11 protein-coding genes are annotated in these 20,415 nt (G+C 54.5%); 4 read left to right on the top strand and 7 right to left on the bottom strand.

Annotation, left to right across the window (positions count from 1 at the left end):
* Window positions 1-178: 178 nt before the first annotated feature.
* From Q8902_10085 to Q8902_10060, 6 genes are all read right to left on the bottom strand, one after another.
* Window positions 179-2,947, bottom strand: coding sequence for a hypothetical protein (locus Q8902_10085; protein ID MDP4199904.1), 2,769 nt, complete (start codon window positions 2,945-2,947; stop codon window positions 179-181).
* A gap of 40 nt (window positions 2,948-2,987) precedes the next feature.
* Window positions 2,988-3,830, bottom strand: coding sequence for a hypothetical protein (locus Q8902_10080; GenBank protein ID MDP4199903.1), 843 nt, complete (start codon window positions 3,828-3,830; stop codon window positions 2,988-2,990).
* Window positions 3,831-3,875: 45 nt separating this feature from the next.
* Entirely contained in the window at window positions 3,876-4,784 is a 909-nt protein-coding gene (locus Q8902_10075) for a DUF4402 domain-containing protein (protein MDP4199902.1), read from the bottom strand.
* Between the two features lie 173 nt (window positions 4,785-4,957).
* On the bottom strand, window positions 4,958-5,575 hold the full coding sequence (locus Q8902_10070) for a DUF4402 domain-containing protein (GenBank protein ID MDP4199901.1): 618 nt from the start codon (window positions 5,573-5,575) through the stop codon (window positions 4,958-4,960).
* 1,053 nt (window positions 5,576-6,628) lie between these two features.
* Window positions 6,629-7,108 (bottom strand): helix-turn-helix transcriptional regulator, encoded by a 480-nt coding sequence (locus Q8902_10065; GenBank protein ID MDP4199900.1) that lies wholly within the window; start codon window positions 7,106-7,108, stop codon window positions 6,629-6,631.
* A 371-nt stretch (window positions 7,109-7,479) separates the two neighbouring features.
* On the bottom strand, window positions 7,480-7,965 hold the full coding sequence (locus tag Q8902_10060) for a helix-turn-helix transcriptional regulator (protein ID MDP4199899.1): 486 nt from the start codon (window positions 7,963-7,965) through the stop codon (window positions 7,480-7,482).
* A gap of 542 nt (window positions 7,966-8,507) precedes the next feature.
* Between Q8902_10060 and Q8902_10055 the strand changes: the two genes are divergently transcribed.
* The 4 genes from Q8902_10055 (at window position 8,508) to Q8902_10040 (ending at window position 18,381) form a co-directional block, all read left to right on the top strand.
* Window positions 8,508-9,119 (top strand): DUF3387 domain-containing protein, encoded by a 612-nt coding sequence (locus Q8902_10055; GenBank protein MDP4199898.1) that lies wholly within the window; start codon window positions 8,508-8,510, stop codon window positions 9,117-9,119.
* Window positions 9,120-9,462: 343 nt separating this feature from the next.
* The gene (locus Q8902_10050; GenBank protein MDP4199897.1) at window positions 9,463-11,238 is read left to right on the top strand and encodes a hypothetical protein; all 1,776 of its coding nucleotides are present in this window, start codon (window positions 9,463-9,465) and stop codon (window positions 11,236-11,238) included.
* Window positions 11,239-11,254: 16 nt separating this feature from the next.
* Entirely contained in the window at window positions 11,255-16,243 is a 4,989-nt protein-coding gene (locus tag Q8902_10045) for a hypothetical protein (protein MDP4199896.1), read from the top strand.
* An 8-nt stretch (window positions 16,244-16,251) separates the two neighbouring features.
* Window positions 16,252-18,381 (top strand): hypothetical protein, encoded by a 2,130-nt coding sequence (locus Q8902_10040; protein ID MDP4199895.1) that lies wholly within the window; start codon window positions 16,252-16,254, stop codon window positions 18,379-18,381.
* 341 nt (window positions 18,382-18,722) lie between these two features.
* Here the strand turns inward: Q8902_10040 and Q8902_10035 are convergent, their stop codons facing one another.
* Complete coding sequence (locus Q8902_10035; GenBank protein MDP4199894.1) at window positions 18,723-20,402, bottom strand: hypothetical protein; 1,680 nt, start codon at window positions 20,400-20,402, stop codon at window positions 18,723-18,725.
* Between the last annotated feature and the right edge of the window lie 13 nt (window positions 20,403-20,415).

Below are 20,415 nucleotides of genomic sequence, written 5' to 3'. Positions count from 1 at the left end.
ACCCACAATGGGGCCTTAACCCCTCTTTGCATCCGGGCGCCTCTTCAATTCGAATTTCCAGATCACCGTTGACGGCATTGAGGCAACTCGCGGGCCGCTTGCGGCATCGACCGGAATCGCGCAACGTGCAACGAAGCCCGGGGTGGGTCGATCTACAGGAGGCACATTGAGTGCGCCTCTATTTAGGAGTTTTCGTTGTGTTGCCCTCGGGGGGTGCGCTGATTGAAAAGTCTAGTCGCTCGATGAGGTCGCCGTCGTCCTTGTTTTCTATTTTGAATTCGATATACGGTGGTGTTGCTACACCGTGCAGAAGTTCGAGTTGCTTCGGATCGAGTGAGACACGATACTTGCCGGGCATGAGTCCCAAATAGAAGTACTCCCCATTCGAGTAAGTGAGCAAATCCTCAGTAGGCATCACCATGGAAGTATCATTCGCGTCAGCATGCTGTATCTTGATCCGTACTCCTCCCATTGGCTTTTGACCGGTGGATTTCGCCATCGATACATAACCTTCGATTTGGCCGACACTCAAGATCGGTAACTGGACCCTCGCAAATCCATTCGCGGGAGGCGTGATCTCGAAGGATTCATACTTCGATACAAACGAAGCGCTCTCCACGGCCTTCATTGAAGTCTTAAAGTAATAGGGAACGTATGGCTCCAGATCCATAATGCGGAGACTCCAATCCTTTTGATTGTCAACTGTCCCAGGGGCTTCGATCTCAACTTTCTTAACAATGGGCTCTCCGGCATCACGCCTCCCGTTGTTGTTCTGGTCGAGGAATGGTTCGATCGTAACACCCCCGGTGCGGACTGCCGAGTGATTCTCGAACAGGATGTTCCCGGCTCCGGGATCGAGCACAACCGAGCCCTGCATCGTGGTACCAGCCGAAAGGGGCGACCCGGTACCATACGTCGATTGCAGCCCGGTTTGCGCAAACGGGAAGTTGAAACCGATGCTTGCCTGAATGGAATTCGAGCGCGATCGAAAATCATGTACACCCGAGAGGCTCACAGATCGCTGATCGCCAATGTACTTGGTAGCGCTGAGACTGGCATCCAGGACTCTAAGATGTGTGTAGTCCACGTTTGCCGAGGGCCGAAATTGAACACCAAGAACTGGTGGCAGCGAGAACATGAGGCCACCCTGCAATTGAATCTCGGAGGTTGGTTTGAGATGAAATCCATCCCGATGATAGGAGACACTCGCGCTCGAGCTTAGGTCGTACCCAAATAGGTTGAGATTGAATGTACCAGATGCCTGTACGTCGCCCTCCCGAGAGTTTATTGGAATATCCGTTCCACCGAGCTGTACCGTGCCGATATTCCAGGGCAGCGGGAAGAATACATTGAGTGATCGCCGATTTTGAAGTACCAGATTGTCAAGAGCGCTCGCTTGCCATCCCAAGGAAGACTGATATTGTGCATCCAAGGCAAATCCAAGAGGGCTTGTCACATTGAGCGAACTTTGAATACCGGCCTTATGATAATAGTCCGCGGAAGCCACCACATCGCTCGAGATTCTTAGCGAGCCCGAAGCGCTTGGAAGAAACACCGGCTTGCCGATCGGGTCCATCGAATATCGCACGCCTCCTCCGAGAGTGATTGCACTACTGATACCCAACTTCAGGTCCAGCTTTGCGACGGAATTGCTCAGCTCTGGATTCGCGACGGAAGTCCCAGCCGTCAGTTCATACTGCACCTCGCCGGGATGGAGAAATGTGTAAGGGATCCGAAAGGCCAACTCTTTCGTACGAACCTCACCATACGGCCCAAGAAATCGCAGTCGCACATCCGTCGAGCCGTATGGAAGTGGAAAGACGAACTTATAATATCCCGTCTGATCTGCCTTCACGTATGTGATGAGTTGTTCGTTGAGGTATAGCTCAACCGTCCAGTCCGGCTCCGTGCGGTCTGCGATCGTATAGTTTGTGTACGTTGATTGGTCAGGACCCGACATGGAGGACTGGGTGTTGCTGAACTGAATTCCGACCATCGAGTCTGCCAGTTGGAGATTGGAAAATGGTGCTCGGCGACCAACGAGGATCGTCTTCAACAGCGAGCTATTTTGGACCGGCAATCGCCACCGCCATGGCGTCCGTGCCCAATCGATCGTTTCATTGTAATTCCCGTCCAATGATGCGTCGAGATCGCCGCCGGCGAATTGGCTGCCAAGTTGCAGGTGGTAGTTGCCCGACTCGGAGGATTTGGAGTAGAACGCCCCAAACGACCAGTCCAGAATCCCCAGCGAGAACCAAGAGCGAGGCAGAGTGAATACACGGTCTGGCTTTCGGTACAGAGTCTTCGTGAGGCCCTGGGCATTGTTTCTCCGCTTCTCATCCTCGAATTCACGTTCAGCGGGAAGCTTCTCACCAGAGGAGATCGCGACCTGGAGCTTCCGCAAGTCAAAAGCGCACTTCAGCTTAAAGACCCTTTCCAGGACACTCGTGGCAAGATACGTCCCGGTCGATCCCCCTGCGAATTCACTGTCTCCGATCGCGTATCGATGCCCCTCGAACGTGATGGATCGTTCGGCCGAATTGATGATGAACGTCCGTTTCTCATCAATGTAAAAGCCGGAGAGAATATCCTCGTTCGAAGAGAGAGTCGTGTGAACGTGGATGAAATTGAAGACGTCCAGCGGGTTAACATAGGCGATGGTGTCACGGATGAGCGCCTGAGCATCAGTACTGCCGATGGTCTTGTTGACTAGCTCGATATCCGCAGGTCGGAGTGCTGCAGAGGTTCGCTTTGCGGTTGGCTTGGGATTGTCTCGAGCTACTCCGACACCTGGGATTCCCAGCCAAAGGAATCCCAGGCAAAGAAAAAGAAGAAGACTCCGGATTCGCCCGTTCCACGTGACGGCCTTGCCTCTCGATTCAGCGACCGCTTGGTAGCCTGTTGCTTGCTTGAGGCCGGGGTGATTGCCATTCGTTGTGCCATGCATTGGACTTGAGAATTCCTCCGAATAGATCACACATGGCGGCTCACTTACCGAGCGCCAGTTGAGCGGATGCCTGAACTTGCTCAGTCTGGCTCCCGGTAGAAGTTTGATACTCCACCGTGATCTTTCCTGAGGTCAGGTCGATATCTTTCGGTACGGTGATGGTCTGCCGGAGCTTGCGGACCCCGACGGGTGGATACACCGCTACATTCTTGAAGAAGGCAACCTGGGTCTCTTTGCCATCAGAATCGACGTGTTTGATCACGATCATCCCATAACTCGACTCGACGCCGGAGCGGCGGATGTTCACAGAAAACTGAGCACGCCTCCCCGTATCCAAATCCGAGATTGCAACACTATCAAGGCTTACTGATGCCGGAGTTGTCTCATTGCGTACGATGACCGGGATGGCCACCGCCCATCTGGGATGGAGTAGTATTCGTAATTTCCCGGTATCGCTCAAGGCCCGTTCCACAGAAACTGCTCGGGCGACCTCAGAAAATAAGAGGTGCGAGCGGAATTCCAGTGGAGCCAGGTCCCTCGGTTTCAAAAAGCGCACGCGAACAACTTGTGCGGCATGAGGCGGCAATGTGATCTCGGGTGGATAGAACCGGACGATCGAATCGGCGATCCTATCTTCCGGCGTGACACTGTCGATCGGCTGGTACTCACCATTCTCGTTCATTCGGAGATGACTCCAACTGACAGTGTACGTTGCGGTATCATCCGTAGTGTTGTACACATTTGCGGTAGCACTTCGCTGCTTTGCGTCCAAGACGATGCGCCTTGGCTCTATCATCGGGGCCTGTGAGCGAACGACTTTTGAAGCTGTCAGGCTGGCCAAGGACGCCAGCATCAGCATGAGTGTGACGGAGTGATTCTTCATAACACCAAGAAATTATTTGAACAGTTTATGCAAACATCCAATTGCTCACTCAAGAATGAGCGTGAGGTAATAGCTTCCCGCGAACGGGCCGGAAATCTGGCTTTGGGTAACGTGAAGTGTGGCCCCGACATATACTGTCTCGCGATCGATCGCGTACGTAAAATGATCAGCCGTGTATGTTCCGCTGCCGCCAACACGAGTAAGCACCGCGTGATCCGGCATCATGATGGAGAGGATCTGCAGACTGCCGTCTTGCTGATCACTGTCGGCATTGCGGCTGCCGTTGCGATGATGATTGTGTCTGCGGGCTCGCCCATGGCCGTTATCGACCCATGGATCTTCCTCGTCTTCGTCTCCCGCAATCGAGAACTGAAATGCTCCAGCGGTGGCGTTCGAAGTGGGCTCAAGAATGACGGCGCCGGTGCAACTTGACACTCCGGCCGGAGTCGTTGTGATCGTACCACCACCTGCGCCAATGACGCCCACTCCAAAATTGAGATCGCGGATTGGTGTGATCCTGATGCGACCGTTGCTGAAACTATTACTCCGCGTTGTTCCTATCGACGAAAGCTGAGACTTCATGCCTGCAATAGTGTTCCCTTCCATTGCCGTACTGGTCGAGGCCAGATGCGAGTTTGCCTGGAATCCGTTGCCCGTTGAGCCGGCTGAAGCGCCCGAATGGTTCGGAACTGTGACTTGTGAGTTTCTGGACGAGCGAGGCGCTACGTTAACTACGACTGTATTACTCTGTGTTGGTTGAGGCGAGAGCGCGGGCACTGGCGTAGACGCCTTCACTCTTGACCTCAGCGAGGTATCGGTAAGGCGATCGCTCAAGCTTTGCGCGCCAGAAAGGGAGACTGATGCGACGATGATGGAGCCGAGAAACGCACTAACACATGCAATCAGGAGAAGTGCGTGTTGCGCATATTCGAGAAGTTCTTTGAGGCTCTTCATGGATATACTCCTGATGAATCTGAAGATTCATAAAATCGCCGGTTGGACGCTTGGTGAGAGCGAAGCGCCCAACCGGTTACCCTGTTCTTGTATTTCCTGTTCTTCAGGATCGAACTCCCGTTCTGGATCGATGTCTTCGATCACAAGAGTCAAGAGTCCTGGATTCCATCCGATTAATAGTACACGGTCACTGGGAAGTCTGCGCTGTGGTCGCCAACCGCCGTATATTGATACGGAATTGTGAGCGTGCCAGCAATCGCGACGACCAACGATCCGGAACCCGGCATCGTCACGATCGAGCATGCCTTGTCGTTCGCGGGATTCGGGAACTGTGCAAACCACCGCCATTTGCTCACGACGGGAGGATTGGGGTCAAGCGTCATCTGCTTCGGAATTCCATCACTGCCATATACGGTTGTGCCGTTGATCGAAAGCGTGAAGAGCGCGCCCGGCTCGCCGGTGATCTGCCAGTATGAAGAGTGAGGCATATCGCCGACTGGGTTCAGGTTCGTCAGATTGGTGAGGCTGCTTCCATAAGCGAACGGACCAGAATATCCGAGCGCCCATGGGGTCAACGTCGCACTACCATCGAGTGTCGAGTTCTGCGAAATGAGTGTACCGAAATCGAGGTATGATGGGTTCTGCCCGTCGCCCGTCCACGCTGCGATGTGAATCGGAACAGCCAGTCTGAAACCAATGTGTGCAAGTGCATTGTCAGAGCTCTGTGCCATTGCGGAACCAGCGAGCCCGAGCATCGCCGCTACCGCCATGAGTTTAATTGTAATCTTCATCTGAGTTAAGTTGTTATCAGGTTGTTGAGAAATCCGCATACCGCTCCGTAAAGATAGGTGTACGGGTTAAGTAAGACACTCTCCGGGCTGGCGCAAGCCGGCCTGTTGAGTTTCTGGCAGTTGGCTCACGTATCTGGGTCTTATCTCTGCAGAGATGAGAATCAAGTACGCCTGCCGCCGGCCGAAGGGCAGTCCGATCCAGTGAGCTGCGCGGGGTAACTCCCCAATGGTTCGAGTCGATTGATATCTGGCTCGTAGGTGGTGCAGCCCGCACCGTGTTGGACCTCCCAGGATTGCTTTGACAGCAAACTTTTTTGTGACGCTCACTACGCTTGCCACCGAGTCCTCGATCGTCATGATGGACCGAGCCGTTGAACTGGCCACAGTCTCAAGGCGCTTCAACTGCGCCGCTCGTGTGATAAGGCAATACCGTACTTTCGCTACGGTGAGCGTCAATGATTTCATGTTCGGTTGTTGCGTTGACCTCGTGAGGTGGTGGAAACCTCATGTCAAACGTCGCGGGTGAAATCGCGACTTTGACCGGTTTGCCGCTCGCGCATAAGTCGTTTCGCGTTGCGGCAATTCAAGTAGCCTGGTAGCGAAGAGTGAAATGAGGGGTCTTCTGATTGGCCCATGCGCTCCACGCTACCGTTGTGAGTCTTACAAAAACATTTCAAATTTCAAAAGCCTACTCTGTTCCGGATTTTCGGCTCGTTCCGTTCGCACTAAGATGTGCGTGATAACGAATGCAAACTTACAGCGTTGATCGGAGCCTTCAACCCCTAATAATCCCCCAATTTTCGTTCGCTTCATTTTTTTTCATCTTCTTCGCTGTCGAAGGTCTATATCACTGGCCGGGCACCCGGTGAGAGTGAAGTGCCCGGCCGGTTAGTTCGTTTGCCAATGTGTGACTTCCCTCTCGGTGAAGATCAATGATCCGCAGAGGAGAGGCAAGAAGGTGTTTGTTGTCCCTGTTAGATCGCGTTCGCTGTGTGTGCAACGCTCGCGTAATAACGAATGCGAACTTACGCGGTAGCCACGGCAATTCAACCCCTAATAATCCCCCAAGATTTGAATGCTGGCATTTTTTTTATCAACAGGATCTGCACGTGTGGAAAAGACGGTGTGCAACTTCGTGCCAGGTGGAAGGCCGAGTTTGATTCGTACACTGCGTAGGTGATTCTCAACGGTCTTCGTACAAATGCCGAGCAACTCCGCGATCATGGAAGAGGTAAGCATCGCCTTTGCGAGCGCGCAAACGCGAAGCTCCATTAGACTCAGCGCAGGAAACCGTGCTTCGAGTTCTTCGAGATTGCGTGCATAGAGACCATTCGATGCAAGGTCCACTTGTTCCCAATCGAGATTTCGCCGATGGTGCCGCCGCTGAATCGCTGATCTGCGAGGAGTCATTGACACCAATGTCCCCGGTGTCATGGTGCGGTAATTCTGCAGAAGCTCTGGCTGTGAGTTCGATCCTCCCGGATCGTGATTCTGCTGGGTGACGTCCTCTCCCTCGATACTACTATGGTACACGAATCCTCCTGAATATTTCCTGATTATAATAGATTGCAGTACGCCCGGCATGCGCCGGGGTTCACACATTCGAGAGTCGAGCAGCCACTGCCGCCCTGCATCATGATAACTGCTGCTTGAACGTTATCGCGATGAACGGAGCGATGTCCTACTCAGCACGTTCACTCGATTCCTCGCGCGATCGAAATGGACTGTGTGACTTAGACCAAACATTGCGTCACACACATCGGGATGCTCTCCTCGATCCCTACCTGCGATGCGAATGCCTGCGAAATTGCTCCAACGCACGAGAGGTGCGTTGGAGCAATGGCAAAGCTACGGGATTTGAGAGGAATTGAACCCCCTTAAAATCCCCTAATTGTTGGATGAGACTAACTTTTTTCTTTTACGGGAGCGACCTCAACCGAGAGACCGTCGCTGGAGAGAAGATGGTGCAGCCGCGTTCCGGGAGGGAGTCCCAGTTTCAGCCGCGTATCACGCAAGTGATTCTCGACAGTCTTTTCGCAAATTCCAAGGATCTCACCGATTTTCCAGCTGGGAAGCATCGCTTTGGCAAGCGCACAGACGCGTAGCTCCATCGGAGTCAGCCGTGGAAATCGTGCTTCGAGATCCTGAAGATTGTGGGCATAGAGTCCATCTGCTGCAAGTTCTGCCTGTTCCCACGCGAGGTGGCGTTTCCGGTGACGTCGTTTTGACCGAGTCGGACTCGGCCTCCACGGTTCAAAACGTCCATCGGAGACGCTAGTTTGAGCGTTCACGAGATTGCCCGTTCGTATCCCACGGCTGCCGGTGTCGGTTCGCGCCGCAATCGGGCACAGTAATACGCTCGCTGCCACAAGCGTCAGTTGTTTCAACATGTACGGTGTTCCTTTGTTAGGTAGAGAAGTGTACTCCCGGCTCACCGATTACGAGCTCTATTGGCCGCTGGATCCGCTCCTTCAAGAGCGTCGCGGTTTTGTGCCTTCTACAAGGTGGCCGAGATATTGACGGAAAACAAAGTCCCCGAACACGATCGCAACACATGGGTCCATGTCGCGATGCGGATAAGAGTCTTGACTCCTCCGTTCGGAGCTTCGGTCAGTTCCTTCGCATCACGTGTCTGGGGGTGGGACACGTTTGCGTAAGAGCCGCTACAAACATAGCAGGAGACCAGGAAGGTTCAACCCCCAGAAATCCCCCAATTAGTAATTTACTTCAGCTTCCTGAAAAAGCATGTTACACTTCTATGAAAGGATGTGATGCATGGGAGTACCCGGCGGTAAGTTAAGGTGAATCCGAGCGATTTGCGAGTGATTTTGAACCATATTCTCAATAATGCACAGGAGTTCTCCGACCTTCTATAATGGTAGCATCGCCATCGCTAATGCGCGGAGAGTGACTTCGTCTCGCGTAGCACTGGATGATGCGACTCGATCTGTCACAAGCTTTCGTAGATCCCTTCGAGGCGAGCTCGGTTTCTTCCCAGCAGAGCAAGACCAAACGGGCTGAGATCGAACTGATGAAATGCTCTGTCGAACAGGCGTTGCAGAAGATGATTGCGGAGAACTCTGCGCGCATGGGTTTTCTGGAGAAATTCCAGCAGATGCTCGACGACTATGACACAAGAGCGCATAACATGGAGGAGACATTTGACGCGCTCAAGGACTTCATGCAGAATCTCGATGCGGAGGGCAAACGCGCCCGCCGCGGAGGACTCTCCGAAGAAGAAATGACGATCTTCGATCTCCTGACAAAACCGGAAATGGAGTTGAGCGAAAAGGAAGCGAAAGAAGTGAAGCTCGTTGCCAAAGAACTCTTGGGCAAGCTCAAGGGGCAACAGTTAGTGCTTGACTGGAAGAAGAAGCAGGCAACCAGCTCCGCAGTTCGCAAGACAATCGAGGAAGTGCTCGATCAATTGCCACGCACATGCACTTCGCCCGTCTGGCAGAAGAAGTGCGAACAGGTGTATCTTCACATTTACGAGTCTTATCAGGGCGAGGGACGGAGTATCTACACGGCGATGGCAGCCTGAATCACCTTCTTGATCACAACTCTCGCACTTGTTGCAATATTGTTGCCATCCAAATCTACGAATTCCACAAACTCTTTGCTGGCAATAGCTTACGGGAATAGCGGAGGGTCGGGCATGAAGTGCCTGCTAAGGATCAGTGTGCCAGAATAGCTATCCTACACTCTTGATACATACGGGCACGTCTCCTCAGCTTCCGAGGTTAGTTTGTCGTGCATATTTTTGACGATCGAATCTGAATTGTTGGAAGTTCGCTTCGATTAAGAGGTCAAAGGCCCGGAGTTGTGGGCTCACCGTCGCCCACCCTTGGATATGATTCGCTGAGTTGACTGCGGCTTTGCCAGACATGCTAATTCGTTTGACCGTTGCGCCTAGGCGCTTGCGTGGTGCTGTCTTCTTTATTTTGAATGCGCTGGCGTTCCTATTGATCACGCCCTTATCGATCTTTGCACAGCATGATAGCGCGCAAACACCATTCGTCGCCGTTTCCGGCACGGTGACGCTTTCGGAGGATATCTATGATTTCAAAACGACTCCGGACGGTATCGAAGTACCGCGCCGTCCTCCAAATCTCACACGCCTCGTGTTCGCTCCCACGATCACGATCGGCGATTACATCTCGCTACCATTCAACATTCAGCTCTCCTCACGGGAGACGAATTTTATCACGTCATCCGTTCCGAATCCGACGTTCGTGCAATTCATCGAAAACCCGCTGAACAATCTTGGCTTCATTAGCTTCTCGCCCAAGATCGGTTGGGCCAAGGCATTTATCGGCACGCACACGCCAATGTATTCCGAGCTTTCGACAGGCGATCAGCAAATCTTCGGCGGGGGATTCGATCTCACTCCCGGCAAGTTCGAGTTGGCTGCATCCACCGGCATCGCGCAGCGCGCGATTGAACCAGATTCCGCGCACGGCATCAAGGGTGCGTATGCTCGCACGCTCTCCATGGCGAAGATTGGCTTCGGCAATCCCGATTCCAGTTGCTTTGCAATTAATCTCTTGCGAATGAAGGACGATCCAAACTCGATCCTAATACCCAAGAGCGATTCGACCGCACCTCAGGCGCAAGAGGGAGCACTTGCAAGCATGAATTTTGGAATTCAGGCAATGGATGCTCTGCGGATTACTGGCGAGGCAGCGGTCTCGGGCTTTACAATGGATCTCAACTCGACGAGCGTTGATATCGGAGGTGGTATTATTCCACAATCGATTCTCGCGCAACGAATCTCGACCCGCGCGGATGTCGCCGGTACACTCGTCATCGATTGGAAAGAGAAGACCTGGGGCATTAAGACCAGCGGCAAGTATATTGGCGCCGGATTCGTCACACCCGGCTATCCGTACTTGACGCCGGACAGACTAGAGTTTCTCGTTGCGCCACGTGTCGCGTTGTTTAGTGGTGGCTTGGCGCTCAACGCTTCGCTTGGATATCGCGTCAATAATCTCAGCCAGACCAAGGCCGCGACATCGACGCAGATTATTGGCTCGGCCACCGCTCTTGCGACGTTCAGTGACGCATTCTCGATCAGCGGGCAGTTCGCGAACTTTGGCGTGAAGAATTCGGAGACGAACGACACGCTGAAGATTCAGAGCGTCGCCAACTCATTTTCGGTTACGCCAACGTATGTGCTCACCGGCAGCACAGGCACGCACAATATCAGCGTGACATACTCGTTGGACGTTTTCAACGATTACAACACGATCACTGGCGCTTTGGCATCGAATAATACGCGGAATATCCAGGGCTTGTATTCCGCGTCATGGTCGGCCATTCCGCTTTCGACGACGTTTATCGTTTCGAGCCTTCTGAATCATTTGCCGAGCGCGGATCTCACGATCAATTCGATGACGCTCGAACTCGACTACGCGCTCGCAGACATCAAACTTACTCCGATCGCGCAAGCGACCTATTCCGAGGGGACGACGAAAACTCCGGCGATCGCATTCAGTCCCGACATCCAGCGACAGTTGCGCGCGGGGCTGAAATGGCAGATTGCAAAGCAAATCACATTGCGGATGACGGGCACCACGACTGGCTTTACGTATGGCGGCACTCGACCCGGCGAGTCATTCCGCGAGTCACTGCTGGAGTCTTCGATTGGGGTACAATTCTAAACACAGGGGATCAACCATGAAACTGAAACGCTCTTTGAGTATCGCCCTAGCGCTCGTTGCAGTGACATCTCTGATGCACGGAGAAGCCCGTGCCCAAACCCTTCGTGCGGTCCTGACCGTCTCGCCGCAGCCCGATCCCTATCTCGCGAACTGGGCGCGGCGTCAGGCAACAGCCACCATCGTCGTTACGAATAGCGGCGCAAGCGTGCAGGGCAAATTCAAAGTTGAAGTGAGTAAGGATGGTAACATTGTCGCGCGAACGAAGACGGCGAACATGCAAGTCCTCACATTTCCACCAGGCGTCTCGACATGGAATGCCGAGGACATGATCCCGTTCAACTATGTCGATTTTCTTGGCACGGCTCGGAATACCGCTGCCCAAACCGGTCAGCTACCCTCTGGTAATTATAGTTTTTGCGTTGACATCCTCAATGCTGCCGGATCGCAAAGTCTCATCGGGACCGAGATCTGTAAGCCCTTCCTACTGACCTCGTATCAAGTACCATCGCTACTGTTGCCGCTCGATCAATCGGCGCTTACGCCGAGTCAGCGGCCAACAATGCGGTGGACGGCACTCTCGCCACAACCGCCGTATGCGGTTCGGTATCAGGTGCTCGTGTTCGAAGTCATGCCGGGTCAGCAGCCGATGCAGGCGTATCGTGGCAATCAGCCGATCCTGAATCGCACCGTGACTGGCATGACGCAATTGCTCTGGCCGCTTGACATCGACCTGCCCGGCCGAGTGCCGCAATACATCTGGACCGTCCGTTCGCTTGACGATCAGGGGAATTCCGTCGGCGATCCCGATGGATATGCGCAGCCGTTTACCTTTACCGTCACGCAGCAGGCCTACCGTTTGGCGGATCCTGGTCAGGCCGCACAGGGCAGACAAATGGGAGGAGGCGGACAACCTGCTGGACGTATGGCGAATCCGCAGCCTCCAGCAGGTCCGCACGCGCAAGCTGGAATGGACTCCATGGCGTCTGGAGTGCTCATTGGTGGCAACGTATTTCAAGCTCCGCACGGGCACGCTCCGACAGATTTTGGCGCCGGCAATCCACAGCCGCCAGCGAGTGCATGCACGAATGCACCGCCGCCCCCAACGATCACAAATCAATACCCATCGACCTGGACCGGCGCGCAGTTTGTCGGGCATAAGGTCACGATCGGTTCGTTTCCGATGACGGTCTTAACCGCCGCGGGCAGTGGTGCTGTGCTTACGGGTACAGGCTCTATACTTGTTAGTTGGCTTAAGACTCCGATCGCCGTCGAATTCCACGGGATCAAAGTCAACACTGACAGCCAAGTCTGCAATGGTGAAGTCACTTCGCAACTCGATTCCACTCCGGATGCACTGCCCAAACAGTGGGGTCTGAACATCGTTGGCAATATCTCGTGGACGAAGTCGCTCGTCAAGAAACTCAACACGTGGCTGCACGCGAATTTTTCAAAGCAGGTCGGAAATCTCGACCTGAACACGCAGATCGCGAATGCTACGAACACGCCGCTGAAGTTGCCGCTCGGCATCAACAACGACAAGGGATACACGATCGCCATTTCGGAGATGAAGTTCACGACGACCGGGGCTGAACTCGCCGCCGTCGCTGCCTTTCCGATACCGGATGCTAACGATACGTTGGGGTTTAAAGCGCTGGACATACCATGTACACCCTCAGGACCGAAGACAACGGCGGGCAAGCTCGGACTGCTTGAAGATCAGGTTATCACCGGCAACATCGATCCAAATAACACTTATGTTATCACGATCAAGGCGATGGATACGACGAGCGGGACCTATGTCGAGTGGGACTGCTCCGGCTTCCGCGATCTCTCGCTCGCGATCGATGTCGCCTACCCGCGCTCGTGGCTCGTGCCGAAGCCCGATCCGGACCCGACGAAGAAAGTCCACTCACTCCTCAAGACGCTGATCGTCGATTGGAATGACTGGATCGTAAACGTCACGCTCGATCCTTGCACGATCACGCACACAAATGGCGCTGAGTTAGCGGTCTATAATATGGCCTACGATCACTCGGACGTTCGAAATCCGACGGGCATCGTCTTTCCGCACAATTACTCCGGCGATTCCAGCTTGATGTTTCGCGGGTTCTTTATCCAGTCGTGCGATGTCTATTTGTCGGACAAGCTGCGGTCGTTCGATAATCCCAATCAGAAGATTAATATCGGTGGCAGCAATCTCATCATCAGCTCGAACGGTCTGACCGGTATCATCCGCGCATACAACGTTCTGAACTTCCCAAAGTTGAACGTCTCGAATCTTGGCGCGAGCATCGATACCGCGCGCCTCGTGATGTTGAATGGTTCGATCACGGAGGCGGCCATCCTTGGGCGCATCGTGCTGCCAGTGACCGATACGACCGAGCCAAACGCCATCAAGTACAAGGCGCTCTTTAGCTCCGACAGCGGATTCACATTCGCGCTCTATCCATCCGCGCCACTGACAGCCACGCTGTGGCACAACGCCGTCCTGACGCTCGCGCCGACATCTTCATTATACGTAAAGATGAGTGGCTCGACCAGTTTTGGTTTGGCTCTCACAGGCGGATTCGACTGGAACAATATTAACATTGGGCCGATCAAGAATGTCAGTATGGGACTTACGTTCGAGGACATGGACTTGTCGTATGATGTGACCGCGAACAAATTCGATTTCAGTCCAGGCACGTGGGCCTTTGCGAGTCCACAAAAGTCGGTACATAATTTTCCGGTGTCGATCGACAAGATTAGCTACGTCCCCGAGACGAAGCAGCCGGGCGAGTTGATTCGCGGCGGTCTGCAATTCGATCTTATCGTCAATCTGGACGAGAATAAGATCGGCGGCCGGACCACAATGGAAGTCATTGGCTCTGTCAGTAAGGTGAACGGGAAGTTTATGCCTGCGTATCGGGACGTTAAGATTAAGGACATCACCGTCTATGCCCATCTCTCCGCCGTCAGCTTAGATGGCACGATCAAGATCTTCAGCGGCGACGCCATTTATGGAAGCGGGTTCAGTGGTATCATCAAGGCCACATTTAATTCAGTCAAACTGGAAATCAATTCTCGATTGCAGTTCGGATCGACGGCCTATCAGAACAACAACTCGCTCTACCGGTACTGGTATGTCGATGCCAAGGTGATCTTGCCGCCAAGCTCGGGCATTCCGATTTTCACCGGCTTCGCGTTGTATGGGGGCGGACTCGGGGCGTGGCGGCATATGAATGTCAATAATTTCCCATCGCCCGATCCGGTCACCATTGCGAATGCGAATGCGAGCCACACTGACACAGCGTCCGGCGCCACATACATGCCGAACTACCAGACTGCGTTCGGATTCAAAGTTGTTGCTATCGTTGGGACCGATCCGGCGCCGAAGACATTCAATGCCGATGCAATTCTGGACGGCCAGTTTAGCCAAAGTGGCGGCTTGACGCTGATCCAATTTGGTTTGAATTTCTGGGCTGCTGCCGAACTAACCGATCGTCCGAATGCGCCGGTCTATGGCTCGGCATCGATCAGTTATGTGCCGCCGGATAAATTGTTCGACATGTCGGCCGTTGCGAACTTCAAGTATCACGCGTCGGGCGAGATCGTTCGCGGCGAAGGCGTTTGGCTGCATCTGCGCGTCGATGCCAAGAACAACAAGTGGTACTTTAAGCTGGGTGAGCCAACCCATCTCAACAACATCACCGTCCTGAATGCCATCACGTGCTCGGAATATTTGATGTTCGGCAACGACATCAACCCGCCGAGTGGCTTCATGGACAACACGAACAACAATTTACATGATGTGGGCGTCTGGACGACTCCAAACGTCTCGATCTCGAATTCAGCACATTCCGGCACCGGTTTCGCGATGGGACTTTCTGTCTCTGCAAACACCGGGACAAAGGACGTCGATTTGTGCGGACGTCTACATTTGCAGTATGGTGCTGGTGCTGGATTCGAGATTGATCTCTCGCTTCTGAAATACGCGAACAATGTCTCATGCGGTGGGACGTCGCCCATCGGAATGCGTGGCTGGTACACGCAGGGCGGCGTCGCAGCGTGGTTCTATTGCTGGGCGAACCTCCACATCGCTCCGAAGACCGGCACTTGGGACGATCCATGTCTCTGGTGCTGCCATCACAATCATCCGAATGGATGCGATTTCCAACTGGCGTCGTTCAAGGCTGGGGCATGGGTCACTGCGGGATTCCCGAACCCAACGTGGGTCGTTGGGACGGCGCATGGATCGTACAACGTGCTTGATGGCGCTGTGAGTGGCAGCTTTAATGTTGATGTCAGCGTGGGCAGTCCGTGCCAACCGCAGATACCGCAGGACCCCGCCGTGGTCTATACACAGGAAGATGCCGCAGCCGATCAAGCTGGGACGCTCATCATCAACTCCGATCCTGCAAACGCCGCAACCAATATTCCGTCCGACCGAACGGTGCGAGTGCTTTATGGTTTCACGCCGAACGCCGCGTTCGATGTACAAGAGCGGCAGGCCAATGGAACGCTGTTGTACCGGACATTCCAGGCACGCTACACGGTGCAGATCGACTCGCTCGGAGGACTACCCCAACCAGTTCATCCGGTACTTGGAAATCAGAATTTGCATAATTCGCCCGATGGGGGAGGACCTCCTCCGCCACCGGTCAGTTACATCAATGGTACAGGAAGAAATCACGAAATTCCTCCCGCACCACCTGTGCCGGGTCCGGCCACACAAATCGTGCTTGCATGTATGCCGCAGCCAAACGTGCTCGGTCAGTATGAGTATTATCGGGTAGTAACCGGCAATCATCCATTCAATCCGAACGGACCGATTCCCGCGCTACAGGATTCGACGCACTTCCGGCTCATCGTAACCGGCCAACTCTGGGAGCGCGTCAACAACACGTGGGTCCAGGCGAGAAAGCGAAATAATACGCTCGTCACGCAAGCCTGGACCAGCTACTTCTATACCGGCAAGCGCTCGGGACCGTACGTCGCCGTGTATCAAAACCAGAACTTTCATTGAACGCGAGCATGAGACAATCCTATCTAATTCTAATCGCACTGCTCGCAATCTATTGCGATCAAGCTCCGGTCGCTCTCGCACAGTCGGAAGCCGATCCGCTCGCGGCTCATATCGGTGTGACTGCGCGTGCAACGGGAGACTCCATTATTCTTCGATGGGGCCCATCGAACACGGCGCTCTGGCTTGGCGGGAACGAGTCGGGTTACGTGATTGAGCGCTCCGTGGCCGGGGAAAATCGCTTCACCCAAATTGGAGCGCTCATCAAGCCGTGGCCGCGCAATCGATGGGTCACGTTTCTGACACCACGAGAAGCCGCCGCGACGGATGACTCCGCGATCGACTATGCGCAAATCGCATATAGTCTGTTGTATGATTCCGCACAAGCCGGAGTGGGATTGCACGAGGGTTTTGAAGACGAGAAGGAGATCGGCCAAAAACAAGCCTCACTCGATATGAGTCGCAGCTTCGCACTGATCGCAGCCGATCGTGATGCAGAGACCGCCGATGGGCTTGGGCTTCGGTTCGTCGATCGAAACGTGCAACGCGGCATGCACTACACCTATCGCGTCAGGTTGCAGCGGGCGCTTGCTGTGTATCATGCGGACACGGGTAGCGTCACGATTGAGAACGTCCCTTACAACAAGGCGCTCTCCCGAAAGCCGATCACGCCCATCGAAGGGGACCGTACGATTTCGCTGAATTGGCAGGCTTCGCCAAAGCTTGGGTCGTATATCGTTAGTCGTAGCGAAGATGGCGGGAAGAGCTTCAGGCGGCTCAATCGCCTGCCGCTCATCACGATTCGGCAATCGCCATTGAAATCGACTGACAGCGAAAGTTATCTCGATACTGCGATTGTCAATTACAGGCCTTACGTCTATCGCATCAGCGGCACCACGTCATTTGCGGATGTCGAAATCGTTGGTGAGGTACATGCCATGGGCCGTGACCTAACGCCGCCCGGAATGCCGCTGCTCCATCAGCCCAAGCAGACGACAGATCGGACAATCGAAGTGACATGGGAAATGGCGTCGCCGGTTGCGCAAGATCTTGCGGGATTCCGTGTGCTGCGGGGCGAGACGGATTCGGGCGAATTCACTGCAATCTCGGAAAAGCTTCCACCCGCAACGCGGTCATTTACGGATGCGCATTTCTCCGATACGGTTCACAATTATTATGTGATCGAGTGTTTCGATACGGCGCGTAATCGCGCTCGCTCGTTTGCGGTCTACGCTCCGCTGCAGGACACCACGCCACCCGCATCGCCCGCGTGGCTCAGTGGCTCTATGGATACCAACGGCATCGTGACGCTGAAGCTCAAAGGCAACACCGAGCGCGATCTCATGGGCTATCGTCTTCTCCGTGCGAATGGGCCGGAGCACGAGTTCTCCGTGATCCAGGAATCGTATGCTGATCCCGACGCACCCGAAGCGCGTCGAGCGACGTATCACGACACGGTCACGCTACAAACCCTGACACCGTATGTTTACTATCGCGCGGTCGCGCTCGACCGCAACTATAATGAGTCGCCGCTCTCGGCGGTGCTCGCAGTGCCACGGCCGGATCGCATTCCGCCGGTGCCGCCGGTTATTACGGATGTGATGGTGACCGATAGTAACGTGACCATCGACTTTATCCCATCATCGAGCAAGGACGTTCGGACGCAACTGCTCTTGCGGCGCGAGTCGGGCGCCACAGCGTGGGAGACTGCCAGCGAGTTGACGGCCGCAGACCAACGGGCAATGGACAAAGACGTCAAAGCCAATGTCAGTTACGAATACGCCCTGCAGGCAGTCGATACCACTGGCAACCATTCAAAGTTGTCTGGCTCCGTCACTGCCCGCCCCTATCGCCGTTCGGTGATTGATGGCGTGCGCGATCTACGTGCGGTTGCAGTCGATAGTGGCCGTGCTGTCCAACTCTCGTGGACTAATCCAACGAGTGGCCCGCTACGCATCATCATCTATCGTGGAATGGGAGACCATCCAATCGAGCAGTATGCCCAATTGCCGGATGGAGGCAGTCAGTTTGTCGATCGCGTTGTAACGCATGAAACATCATATACCTACGCGATCAAAGCATTCGATTCGAATGGTACTGAGTCGAGGTTGAGTTACCGGGTTATAGTGACCGCGCGATGATTAGAACTAGGAACGGTTCGTTGACCTTGTTGCCACGCGGAGCGGCATTCTTCCAATGGCCGGATTGGGTTCTTAATCGAGGACGGTATTGCATCACCAGGATATACAGGCCCGGCTGGGTCACCCTGGTTGAAGAACCAGGAATCATGATCGAACGTATAAGAGTGTTCGCCGTTTACGGCTGAACGCAGTGCAGCACCAAAGTAGATTACCTCTTCCTGCTTTGGCGGCGGCGGAATGCCCGCCGATTGGTCTTCATAGATCGCGCGATAGGCTTCCCCTCCACCGATCGCGATAATTGTTCCGTCTTTCTGCCCGCCATGAGCTTTCGTCCACTTGCGTCAGAACTCGTTCACATACGCGAACGTGCGAAAGGGTACACCCTCGTTCGCAATTTTGATGGTGTGCAGGCTTTTCCATTCTGCGACCCCGAGGTAGTCGTGAATATTCTGGCAAGCCTGTGCCAAACTGACGGCCCCGCCCGGGCGCGCGTGGGTGTCATACCAGTGCCGGAAGAAGTGATCGGACTCATCCGTGCGAAGCCGGACGCCACGGACGTAGATACCCTGGCTATTTGTGATGCCTCCGCCGTGCGTTCCTCCCTGCTTGAGATTCAGCGTAATCGCGTTCGGACATCGAAATGTTGTCGTGCCATCGGTGTTCTGGATGGAGGGTGCCTGCACCATGATCCGCTTGATGACGTAGGATTGAGTATTGCCGATTTGCCACTTCTGAGCGGGAAAGTTCAGGACCATCGGATTCTCGCTCGGTACATTACTCGGCGAACTGAGGAAGTTACTGAAGTCGCCCCAGGTGATCGGAACATCAACGGTGCCGGACGTGACCGAATTGAAAGGAGAGTGATTCGTGTCATGCGAGTAGCTGAAGCTGCTCGTGGCATCGCCCGTGCCATCGCCCCAGACCACGCCGAGTTCCAGGTTGTACGCGACGTCGGCGTCGGTGCGCCCTGCATAGTTGTAAGGAAAGTTGTGTGCCGCATCGTTATCGAGCCGGTAGATGAAGTCAAGAAAGAAAGACATGGTCGGATTCGGAACAAGATGCGCAATGTCCGGCGATGCTGGCTGCCAATTCGCTCCCCCGTCCGGGCATGATGGCTCGGTGCCTTGCGATTGGTCAACCTTGCACTGCCAATATTGGGGCGTGCAACCCGCAATGACATCGTGCACCATGTGACCCTTCGAATATGCCTGAGACCCACTGTAGTTCGGGATGTAGAAGAACTGGTCGAAGTTCGGCATGTTAGGCAGGGGCACGGGCGTCCAATAGAGAAACCCAACCGAACCGTCAGATCTCGTCCCCCAGTTTGGGCCGGTATTGCCCGGAGGAATATTCGTAATGCCCTGTGGCACACCGTTGTCCCAGAAGCACTCCCAGATTGGATATCCCTCATTATCGGTCCCACTGTAACGTACCCGATTTTGATAGTGATACGCTGTGCCCGGAACGTAGTCAGCAGGTGCGTTATCGAAGTCCTCCAGATAATAGGTGTGGCTGGGCTCGGCCCAGTCACTCGAGCCGATGTAATACTCTGGGTAGGGGTACCCGGGTGGGAGACTCTGAGGATCAAGCGGCGTAGGCCACTTCTTCAGCCTCCAGTTTGCTCCAAGGTCCCAGGCAGCCGCGCCTCGCTCGTTGGAGGCCAGGTTGAGATCGCTTTGACCGTAGTAAAAAAGATAGCCTTGCCCATTGGCACCGAAGTCGCTGAACGCGGGCCATCCGTCGAGGCCTTTCGTGAGCCCTCCGCCCAACACGTCCTGGCGGCCCGTGCTGCCATTGTCACCGTTCACGCCATCGTTCGAGACCGTATTGAGCCCAAGTCCCGGAAGGTACTTATTCCATTTGACGGAATCGTGCGTCAGGCCGAACGACAGCCCCCCGAGCGGGAAGACGGTATAGGGGACGGGCGGCGATGGGCGCGAGTCCTGCGCGTTTGCGGTGAGCACCAGCACGCCGGATCCGGCCAGCAATGCAACGAGCAATGCAGTGAGAATGTGTTTCATAACAGTGACGGTT

It is taken from the genome of Bacteroidota bacterium, from assembly GCA_030706745.1.
GTDB lineage: Bacteria > Bacteroidota > Ignavibacteria > Palsa-1295 > Palsa-1295 > PALSA-1295.
The sequence above is the reverse complement of the archived record's forward strand: the minus strand, read 5'-3'. Positions and strand labels throughout refer to the sequence as shown.

Coding starts and splice junctions, on each gene's coding strand:
- Q8902_10070 (MDP4199901.1), bottom strand. CDS start 5,575: ATGAAGATTACAATTAAACTCATGGCGGTAGCGGCGATGCTCGGGCTC.
- Q8902_10085 (MDP4199904.1), bottom strand. CDS start 2,947: ATGCATGGCACAACGAATGGCAATCACCCCGGCCTCAAGCAAGCAACA.
- Q8902_10050 (MDP4199897.1), top strand. CDS start 9,463: ATGCTAATTCGTTTGACCGTTGCGCCTAGGCGCTTGCGTGGTGCTGTC.
- Q8902_10060 (MDP4199899.1), bottom strand. CDS start 7,965: ATGTTGAAACAACTGACGCTTGTGGCAGCGAGCGTATTACTGTGCCCG.
- Q8902_10080 (MDP4199903.1), bottom strand. CDS start 3,830: ATGAAGAATCACTCCGTCACACTCATGCTGATGCTGGCGTCCTTGGCC.
- Q8902_10040 (MDP4199895.1), top strand. CDS start 16,252: ATGAGACAATCCTATCTAATTCTAATCGCACTGCTCGCAATCTATTGC.
- Q8902_10045 (MDP4199896.1), top strand. CDS start 11,255: ATGAAACTGAAACGCTCTTTGAGTATCGCCCTAGCGCTCGTTGCAGTG.
- Q8902_10055 (MDP4199898.1), top strand. CDS start 8,508: ATGATGCGACTCGATCTGTCACAAGCTTTCGTAGATCCCTTCGAGGCG.
- Q8902_10035 (MDP4199894.1), bottom strand. CDS start 20,402: ATGAAACACATTCTCACTGCATTGCTCGTTGCATTGCTGGCCGGATCC.
- Q8902_10075 (MDP4199902.1), bottom strand. CDS start 4,784: ATGAAGAGCCTCAAAGAACTTCTCGAATATGCGCAACACGCACTTCTC.